An 8891-nucleotide genomic window follows, 5' to 3' on the forward strand; every position below is an offset into this window, starting at 1 on the left:
ATAAATTCTAAATATGAGGTATATCATTGTTGTAATATGTATTGTTGTTTTTATAGAGCGAGCGTTTGCAGGAAGCATAGGTGATTACTCAAATTTAAATTTACTGCCCGAAACTTCTCTATTTGATTCTAATTCAACAAATATTAATTTAGGAAAAATAAATACAAATAAAAATACATCTGTAGGCATAGGACTAAGTGCAAATGTAGATAAATGGAATATATGCTCTGGAAGATACTCTTTAAATTCACTATGTGTTGATTCAAATTTTAGCCAACCAGTTACGCAAACACTTATTGGTCCAAAGATAAATTTTGAGAGCAAATCTCCTCAAGGTGGTTTTGAGTCAAGTGTTTCGTACACTTCATCAAAAACTCTTCCAATAGAGTCTTCTCAGGCTCCAGCAAATATAAACCGTTTTAAAATGGAATCCAGTGTAAATTTCAACTTAACAAACGATGCTCAATTAAAATTTATCGGAGAATATAAACATAATCAAGTAGACAAAAATCCAAACAGTATAATAAATACTATACCAAAAGACGAATTTGGTGTAGGTCTTAAACTTAATATTGGTTTTTAGATTGACCTAATTCTTTTGATCGTTTTGTGGCTGCTTCTATTGTGTCCATTAAAATACCCCTTAAACCTGCACGTTCCATAACATTTAAGCCATAAATTGTAGAACCACCAGGCGAAGTTACTAAATCTTTAAGTTCTGCTGGGTGCGTTTTAAGCTTAAGCACAAGCTCTGCAGATCCCTTAAGCACTTGAGCAGAAAGCTTAATTGCATCTTTACGCTTCAAACCCATTTTTACGCCAGCATCTGCCATCGCTTCAATAATTTCAAACGCATAAGCAGGTCCACTGCCAGATAGACCAGTTATAGCATCCATCAGATCTTCAAAATCAATCACTACAGTTCTACCGATTAGGCTCATTATAGCAATTACTATTTCTTCTTCCTCTTTGTTTATATAGTCGTTGCAATAAATAGCAGTAATAGATTCTCTTACCAAGGCGGCAATATTTGGCATTGTCCTTGCAATTTTTGCATCTTGCCTTAGAAATCCTGCAATATCTTGCGTCTTAATACCAGCTGCAATAGATATAATGAGCTTTTTATCGTCAACTGCTTCTTTGATATCAGATAAGCAATCAAAAATATCCGCTGGTTTAACAGCAATTATTATAATTTGTGATTGACTTGCAAGTTCAAAATTATCAAACACTGATATGTCATATTCTTCTCTAATGATATCGCCTTTGTGTTTATCAGCTGCAAAAATATTTTCTTTTGGTATGCCCATGCTGATTAAGCCACTTAGAAAAGCACTTCCCATATTGCCTACGCCGATAAAACCTATTTTTTTGTTTTTTAGCATTTTTACCCTCCTGCTCTAAAATATACCAAAAAATTTTAAAATTGTGTATAATTTTTATGTGGATATTTTATTTTATGAAATCTTAAATTTTGCTTTATCAAAAAAACTCTTTTACAAAAATCAAAAAATAGGTATTGGTGTTTCTGGAGGTGGTGATTCTGTATTGCTTTTTTATTTTTTTAAAAGTATACAAAAAGAATTTAATTTAGATTTGGTTGTGCTTCATTTTAACCATAAAATAAGGCCTGATTCAGATGATGATGAAGTGTTTGTTGAAAATTTGGCAAAAAAACACAATGTGTATTTTTTTTCTGATAGAGCTGATGTTCTTAAAATTTCTAGACAAAAAAATACAAACCTAGAAGAACAGGCAAGACTTCTTCGGTATGATTTTTTTAATAAATGCAAAGATAAGTTTAATTTGGATAAAATTGCTACAGCTCATAACAAAAACGATCTTGTGGAAACTTTCTTGATTAACTTAATACGAGGTTCATCGCTTGATGGATTGACTTCACTAAAATCAAGCAGGCAGTTTTATATTAGACCAATATTATGCATAGAAAAAAGCCGGATTTTAAATTATTTGCATAAAAACAATTTAGAGTATAAAACTGACATTACAAATTTTGATACTTCATATAAAAGAAATAAAATAAGACTGGAATTACTTGAAACACTAAAATCCTACAACCCAAATATTTTATCCACTTTGTTTAGAGAAGTTGAATTGTTAAGTAATGATAGAGATTTTCTAAACAAAGTCGCTTATGAAAATTATTTAAAAGCTGCTTTTTTTTACGAAGGCAAAGCAATTATTAATACTGAGATTTTATCAACTAATTACTCTATAAAATCCAGGGTTTTAAAAATGGCAGTAAGCAAAATAACAAATGACTTTTATTCTTTAAGCTTTCAAAATATAAACCGTTTAATTGAAACTATTGATTTAGGTAAAATTTTAGTTCTCAGGAAACGTTTTAAAGCCTACAAAATAAACAATTTATTAATTATCGAAAAAATATGAATTTATCTATTGCAATAAAAAAAGTTCACGACTACTTAGCTAAAAATATTGTGATAAATCCTATGCTTGAGAGCATTATAATAGCACGCTATGTATTAAAAAAAGATGATATGTTTATTTTATCAAATCCTAATCTTAATATAAATTTGTTTGATTACAAAAAAATGATAAAGATTGCTAAAAAAAGGATAGATGGTTATCCACTTTCTTATATAACACACAAAAAAGAATTTATGGGCTTAGAGTTTTATGTTAACAAAAATGTACTTATACCAAGGCCAGAAACAGAAAATTTAGTTGAACACGCTATAGAGTATATAAATAAGTATCGATTTAAAAATATTTTGGATCTTTGCACAGGTTCTGGATCAATAGCAATTTCTATACAACGTTTCACAAATGCTAATGTTATTGCCTCTGATATTTCGTATAGCGCTTTAAGAGTAGCGTTTATCAATAAAACCTTTCTAAAATCAAATATATTTTTAATTAATTGTAACTTACTTAATTGTTTTAAAAGTGGCTTTGATGTTATTGTGTCAAATCCACCATATATTCTGCCAAGTGAATTTGAAACATTATCAAAAGAAGTAAAGCATGAACCAAAAATAGCTTTATTGTGTGATGAAAAATACGAACTTATAGAAAAAATTATAAAAAAATCAAAAAATCTTACAAAGTACTTAATGTTAGAAATATCGCCTAATATGCGAAAATTTTTAGAATCTTTTCAAGAGTTTTTGTATATCAAAAAAGATTATGCAAACAAAGATAGAATTGCTGTATTTAAATTTTAGCAAGTTTATTTACTAAATCTTCAAGTTCTTCTTTTGAGCCAAAAGTCATTTCAATTTTACCTTTTTTTCCAGAATATTTTATTTTAGTTTTTATTTTAAGCGTATTCTGTAACAAGTTTTCATATTCACTAAAATCATAACTAATGGTTTTTTCCTTGACAATAGCTTCTGTATCACGAACATTTATTTTTTTTACTGCTATTAAGTTTGCTAATTCTATTTGAAACTTTTCGTCATTTAGAGACAACAATGCCTTTGCATGCCCTGCTGTAACCTTATTTTCTTTGATTAGCTTAATGACTTGTTTTGGCAAATTTAATAATCTTAATGTATTTGCTATCGTAGCGCGATTTTTTCCAAGTTTTTCTGCCAATTCTTCTTGAGTGTAGTCAAAGTTTTCTATTAACTTTTTATATGCTAATGCTTCCTCTAAAGGATTTAAGTCTTCCCTTTGAATATTTTCTATCAATGCAATTTGGGCTGCTTCTTCATCTGAAAAATTTTTAATAATAGCAGGTATTGTTTGTAATCCGGCAAGTTTTGAAGCTCTAAGTCTGCGTTCTCCTGCAATAAGTTCGCAAGAATCTTCTTTTTTTCTTATTATAATTGGCTGAATTACACCTTTTTCTTTTATTGAATTAACAAGTTCTAAAAGAGAATCATCGCTTTCAAAATTTCTTGGCTGGTAAGGGCTTGGTTTTATATCATCAATTGCTATATTTTCAATATTTTCACTGTCTTCTTTAAAATCGCTAAATATAGCAGACAAGCCTTTACCCAAAGCTTTTTTTTCAGCCACTTTTTAATACCTCTTTAGCAAGAGCCAAATAATTGATACTGCCTGCGGATTTTATATCGTATGTAATTACGGATTTGCCAAAACTAGGAGCTTCTGCTAATTTTATATTTCTTGGAATAAGTGTTTTAAACATGTATTTGAAGAAATGTTGTTTTATTTCATTTTCAACCTGTCTTGATAGGTTATTTCGTTTATCATGCATTGTTAATAGAATGCCTTCAATTTTAAGGTTTGGGTTGAACGTTTTTTTGGCAAGATTTATAGTATTAATTAATTGAGCTAAACCTTCAAGCGCAAAATACTCGCATTGCACAGGGACAAGAACAGAATCAGATGCTACAAGTGCATTTATTGTAAATAAGCTCAGTGATGGTGGACAATCAATGAGTATATAATCAAACTGGTCTTTAACCTGAGTTACCAAGTTTTTCAAAATAAACTCTTTGCCTTCTTTGTCTTTAAGCTCGCTTTCTATTGCGATGGATGAGATATTTGAAGGTACAAGGAAAAGATTTTTTATAGATGTGTACTGGATAAGAGACTTCAGTGTTTTTTTACCAATTAATGCTTGATATATGGAATCTGTTTTCAGTACTCCAAGACCGCTTGTGGCATTAGCTTGAGGATCCATATCAATAATTAAAACTTTTTTTGAAAAAATTGCCAAAGCAGTACCTAAGTTTATAGCTGTAGTAGTCTTACCAACACCACCTTTTTGATTTGTGATACTAATTACTTTTGCCATTTTTAACCAACTCTTTTTCAATAATGTTCAACATGTCTTTGCAGGCTTCCTTTTTGCACAAGCCAAAGGCCGCATTAGACATCTCAACCAACTCATTCACTTTTATATAGTATATAAAATTTTTTAGAAAATATCCATTAAAATCTTTATCCAAAATTAACTTAGCAGCATTGGATTTTTCAAAAATTTGTGCGTTAAAGTACTGGTGGTTGTAAATCGCGTGTGGATATGGCACAAGAATTGATGGCAAACCGTAACATGCAATTTCAGATAAAGTACTTGAGCCTGCCCTTGATACAATAATGTCAATGCTTGAGTAAAATTTGTCCATATTGTGTATAAAATCATACACTTTAGATTTTATGTTGTATTTTTGATAAATTTCGAGCGCTTGCTTATAATCATCAATACCTGTTTGGTGAATAATTTCAATTTTTGATTTTATTGTATCATCAATAATTTGAGCAAACTCAAATAATGCTTTGTTTATAGTTTTGGCGCCACGACTACCACCAACAACGCCTATTCTTAAAAAGTTACTTGAAAAATGTCTATTTTTTGGAAAATTCATTTTCCTTATAGGGTTGCCTGTAGAATAAACATGCTTTTTTTTAAAAAATTGCCTAGTAGAATCAAAATTTACAAATACTATATTGCAAAAGTTAGCTAATATTTTATTTGCAAGCCCTGGTATTGAGTTTTGCTCAACAATGATTCTTTTTTTATTTGTGAGACTTGCGCTTAACAAAACTGGAAAGCTTGTATATCCTCCAAAACCTATTACAAATACTGGCTTATACTTTAGATCATAATAGATGCACTTTATCGTAGATCTAATAAGATGGATTATGCTTTTTATTTTTTCAATGTAGTTTTTTCCAGCAAACCCCTTTGTTTTTAGTAATTTATACTCGACGCCCAAATTTTTTGCTAATTTTTTTTCAATACCAAATTGGCTTCCTATGAAAATAGGTTCGTAATTATTATCTTTAAGATATTTTATAAAACTTTCAGCTGCAAAATAATGTCCACCTGTTCCACCACCTGTGACAAAAACTATCCTTGACATAAATAGCTAACCGTATTGGAATTTTTAAAAGATTTCTGGATTGTAAAAACTTTATCAGCAACTTTTTGGATTTCTGATGAATGTGTTATGCATATTAGCTGGTTTTCTAAAGAAAGCTTTTTTAGTTTGATAGCTATGGCTTCAAGCGTTTTGCCACCTGTGCCCTCTTCTATCTCGTCAAATATAAGTGTATTTTTGTTTTTTTGCCCTATATATTCAAAAAGCGCCAGAATAAACCTTGATTTTTCACCGCCAGATGCAATTTTTTGAAGCTCTTTTTTTGGTAAGTCCTTATTTGCAGAAAAAAGTAGAATAATTTTATCTTGACCGTTTTGGGTAAAGTCGATTGTATTAAAAACAATATCAAAATCTGCGTCTTCAAGCATTAAATCACGCATATTTTTTTTAATACCAAGAATAAATTTTTGCGCTTGTTGTTTTCTTTGAGCAGATAGGTTTTCTGCAGCTTTTAAGAGATCGACTTCAAGATTTTCAAGCTCAATTTTTTGTTTTGTTATTTGCTCTTTTAGCGTATCTTTTTTTTCAATCAAACCTTTCAGGTGCTTTTTTTCTGCAATAATTTCATTTAGGCCTTTAGCAAATTTCCTTTGTAGATTTTCTAATTCAAAGAGTCTTTTTTCAATATTATCAATAGAAATTTCATCATTAGTGTTTTGCTCAAACAAAGGCTTAATAGCAATAAGCTCGTTTAGTATTTTATCTAAAGCATTGCTTATTGATTGTATTTTTTTAGATTCTAAAGCATTTATTTTTTTAAATGAGGATACAATTGCATCAAAAATATTATTTTGACCTTCATAAAGCAAGTTATTTAGCTGGCTTATAAAGTCTTTAATTGCCAGATCCTGTTTTATTTGTTTTCTTTTTTCTATTAGCTCATCATACTCGTTTTCTTTTGGATTTACTTTTTCTATCAATTCCAGAAGAATCTCAGGATGAGAATTTTCAATATTTTTTATTTCATGCTCAAGTTCATGTATGGCTTTTTTAGTTTCATTGAATTTTTCAAATGCCGATTTGTAATCTTCAATTACCGTTGTATCAACAAATAAATCAAGCACTTCAAGAAATTTGTCTTTTTCAAATAGTTCAAACCTGTAGTCTTGCGATACAATATTTACAATTTCGTTTTTTATTGTCTGGGCAGTTTTGTTGCTAAGTGTTCTGTTGTTTAATAACAATTGAGATTTGCTTTTTTTTATGATTTTTTCTATTTTAAACACTTTTTGCAAAAATCCATATTTTGACAAATCCGCTTCAAAATCAATGCTTATAGTAGATGAGTCAGTAAAATTTCCTATCATTTCGGTATCGTTTTTGCTTGAAAAAATCTCATTTATTGCTTTTAAAATAAGCGATTTTCCTGAGCCAGATTCGCCTACAATGGCATTAAAATGCTCATCAAAATTAAGCTCAATATCTTTGATTGTTAAAAAATTCTTAATCCTTATGCTTTTTATCATAATCCAGGGATGTAATTTTTCTTTCTTCCCACCCAAGTTTTATTCTTAGTATATCGAAGTAATTCTTGTTTTTATCTGTAATTAGCTTTATTTTTCTTGATGATTTGCTAATTATAATTTTGTCGCCTTTGTTTAACCTAAAGCCCACCTGACCATCAAGAGTTAAAAATACTCTATCTATGTCTTCATGAAGCTGCAGATGTATAGTAACATTGTCAGGCAACACAATAGGTCTATTAGATAATGTATGAGGTGCAATTGGTGTTAAGATAAATGAATCAAGTTCTGGGTAAACAATTGGCCCGCCTGCTGCCAAATTGTAAGCTGTTGAGCCAGACGGTGTTGCAATAATAAGGCCATCAGCAAAAAATGTTGAAACAAACTGTTTTTTTGAGCAGTATTCGATGTATGTATCAATACCAATAATTTTGGCAAGCGCCCCTTTATTTATTACGACATCGTTAAATACGCTGTAGTTTTGAAAACTGTTTGAACTTGGCTGAAAATTTACATTTATTATCATTCTTTCTTCTATTGCAAAATCATTGTTAAATATTTTTTCCAAATTATAAAACATGTTTTCAACTGAAATCTCAGTTAAAAAACCAATTTTACCAAGATTTACGCCCACTATTGGTATATCGTAGCTTGATTTTAAAACGACACGTGTTGCACTTAAAAATGTACCATCTCCGCCAAGTACAATAATTAAATCAAGAGGTTCTTGCAAAACAGGTGTATCGCCTTCCAGACTTTCCACATCTATCTCAAAGTTTACTGCAGCATTTTTTTTTGTTAGAAAGCTTTTTAATTCATTGACAAGTATATCTAAATTTTTAACATTTGACTTTTTTATTATACCAATTTTTCTAATCAACATTTAAACTCTTTAAATAAGAAACAAATAGGTTGGACGTATACTCATCTATATTTGTGAAGTGAATTTCTTTAGGTAAATCATTTGTTTTTAAAAATTCAATTACTGCATCTGTAATAATTTTTACACCACGTTCTTTTGGAAAACCAAAAATTCCCGTTGAAATAGCAGGTATAGCAATTGAGTTTAAATTGTATTTTTTGGCTAATTGCAATGCGCAAATCACAGCACTTTTTAGCAAGTTTTCCTCGCTATTTGTGCCTCCTTGCCAGACTGGGCCAACAGCATGTATTACATACTTTGCTTTGAGACTACCACCTGAGGTAATAGCACAGCTGCCAGTTTTTACATAACCTATTTTGTCACTTTCTTCCTGAATAACAAAACCACCTTTTGAAACAATAGCTCCTGCAACGCCTCCACCGTGCTTTAGATAATTGTTAGCTGGGTTAACTATTGCTTGTGTACTTTCTTGTGTTATGTCGCCAGTTACGACTTTTATGGTTTTATCATTTAAGCTTATTGAATAAATTTCCATCGCATAAGCTCCTTTTACTTTTAAGCAATTATACAGTTTTTTTTGACAAATTCAAATGTGTTTGTTAGAATTTTATTAATTAAATAATTTAAAGCGCCTGTAGCTCAACGGATCAGAGCAACGGACTTCGGATCCGTTGGTTGGGGGTTCGAATCCCTCCAGGCGCGCCA

10 protein-coding genes and 1 tRNA gene are annotated in these 8891 nt (G+C 30.3%); 4 read left to right on the forward strand and 7 right to left on the reverse strand.

What is annotated here, in order from left to right; translation table 11 throughout:
• Positions 1–13: 13 nt before the first annotated feature.
• Entirely contained in the window at positions 14–583 is a 570-nt protein-coding gene (locus tag ACP5FO_RS05375) for a hypothetical protein (RefSeq protein WP_428106605.1), read from the forward strand.
• On the opposite strand, the gene proC is transcribed toward ACP5FO_RS05375, so the two are convergent.
• Positions 567–1385, reverse strand: a complete 819-nt coding sequence (gene proC / locus ACP5FO_RS05380; RefSeq protein ID WP_428157135.1) for a pyrroline-5-carboxylate reductase — start codon at positions 1383–1385, stop codon at positions 567–569. The genes ACP5FO_RS05375 and proC overlap by 17 nt on opposite strands.
• 58 nt (positions 1386–1443) lie before the next feature.
• Between proC and tilS the strand changes: the two genes are divergently transcribed.
• Complete coding sequence (tilS, locus tag ACP5FO_RS05385) at positions 1444–2412, forward strand: tRNA lysidine(34) synthetase TilS (RefSeq protein ID WP_428106596.1); 969 nt, start codon at positions 1444–1446, stop codon at positions 2410–2412.
• Complete coding sequence (locus tag ACP5FO_RS05390; RefSeq protein WP_428106591.1) at positions 2409–3209, forward strand: HemK/PrmC family methyltransferase; 801 nt, start codon at positions 2409–2411, stop codon at positions 3207–3209. The genes tilS and ACP5FO_RS05390 overlap by 4 nt, the downstream gene beginning before the upstream one ends.
• On the opposite strand, the gene ACP5FO_RS05395 is transcribed toward ACP5FO_RS05390, so the two are convergent.
• The 6 genes from ACP5FO_RS05395 to ACP5FO_RS05420 are packed head-to-tail and all read right to left on the reverse strand — an operon-like array spanning position 3199 to position 8721.
• Entirely contained in the window at positions 3199–4008 is an 810-nt protein-coding gene (locus ACP5FO_RS05395; RefSeq protein WP_428106588.1) for a ParB/RepB/Spo0J family partition protein, read from the reverse strand. The genes ACP5FO_RS05390 and ACP5FO_RS05395 overlap by 11 nt on opposite strands.
• Positions 4001–4753, reverse strand: coding sequence for a ParA family protein (locus ACP5FO_RS05400; RefSeq protein WP_428106585.1), 753 nt, complete (start codon positions 4751–4753; stop codon positions 4001–4003). The genes ACP5FO_RS05395 and ACP5FO_RS05400 overlap by 8 nt, the downstream gene beginning before the upstream one ends.
• On the reverse strand, positions 4737–5822 hold the full coding sequence (gene murG, locus ACP5FO_RS05405) for an undecaprenyldiphospho-muramoylpentapeptide beta-N-acetylglucosaminyltransferase (protein ID WP_428106580.1): 1086 nt from the start codon (positions 5820–5822) through the stop codon (positions 4737–4739). Before murG ends, ACP5FO_RS05400 begins: the two co-directional genes overlap by 17 nt.
• A complete protein-coding gene (locus ACP5FO_RS05410) occupies positions 5810–7306 on the reverse strand; it encodes an AAA family ATPase (RefSeq protein ID WP_428106577.1) in 1497 nt (498 codons plus the stop codon). Before ACP5FO_RS05410 ends, murG begins: the two co-directional genes overlap by 13 nt.
• Complete coding sequence (locus tag ACP5FO_RS05415; RefSeq protein ID WP_287006133.1) at positions 7284–8186, reverse strand: NAD(+)/NADH kinase; 903 nt, start codon at positions 8184–8186, stop codon at positions 7284–7286. Before ACP5FO_RS05415 ends, ACP5FO_RS05410 begins: the two co-directional genes overlap by 23 nt.
• The gene (locus tag ACP5FO_RS05420) at positions 8176–8721 is read right to left on the reverse strand and encodes a macro domain-containing protein (RefSeq protein WP_428106574.1); all 546 of its coding nucleotides are present in this window, start codon (positions 8719–8721) and stop codon (positions 8176–8178) included. Before ACP5FO_RS05420 ends, ACP5FO_RS05415 begins: the two co-directional genes overlap by 11 nt.
• Before the next feature lie 93 nt (positions 8722–8814).
• Here ACP5FO_RS05420 and ACP5FO_RS05425 point away from each other — a divergent pair.
• Positions 8815–8891: transfer RNA gene (locus ACP5FO_RS05425), tRNA-Arg, on the forward strand.

It is taken from the genome of Desulfurella sp., assembly GCF_049977265.1.
GTDB lineage: Bacteria > Campylobacterota_A > Desulfurellia > Desulfurellales > Desulfurellaceae > Desulfurella.

What these genes read in the sequence shown, in the direction of transcription:
- ACP5FO_RS05375 (WP_428106605.1), top strand. Translation starts at nt 14, where the DNA reads ATGAGGTATATCATTGTTGTAATATGTATTGTTGTTTTTATAGAGCGA.
- proC (WP_428157135.1), bottom strand. Translation starts at nt 1,385, where the DNA reads ATGCTAAAAAACAAAAAAATAGGTTTTATCGGCGTAGGCAATATGGGA.
- ACP5FO_RS05390 (WP_428106591.1), top strand. Translation starts at nt 2,409, where the DNA reads ATGAATTTATCTATTGCAATAAAAAAAGTTCACGACTACTTAGCTAAA.
- ACP5FO_RS05400 (WP_428106585.1), bottom strand. Translation starts at nt 4,753, where the DNA reads ATGGCAAAAGTAATTAGTATCACAAATCAAAAAGGTGGTGTTGGTAAG.
- murG (WP_428106580.1), bottom strand. Translation starts at nt 5,822, where the DNA reads ATGTCAAGGATAGTTTTTGTCACAGGTGGTGGAACAGGTGGACATTAT.
- ACP5FO_RS05410 (WP_428106577.1), bottom strand. Translation starts at nt 7,306, where the DNA reads ATGATAAAAAGCATAAGGATTAAGAATTTTTTAACAATCAAAGATATT.
- ACP5FO_RS05415 (WP_287006133.1), bottom strand. Translation starts at nt 8,186, where the DNA reads ATGTTGATTAGAAAAATTGGTATAATAAAAAAGTCAAATGTTAAAAAT.
- ACP5FO_RS05420 (WP_428106574.1), bottom strand. Translation starts at nt 8,721, where the DNA reads ATGGAAATTTATTCAATAAGCTTAAATGATAAAACCATAAAAGTCGTA.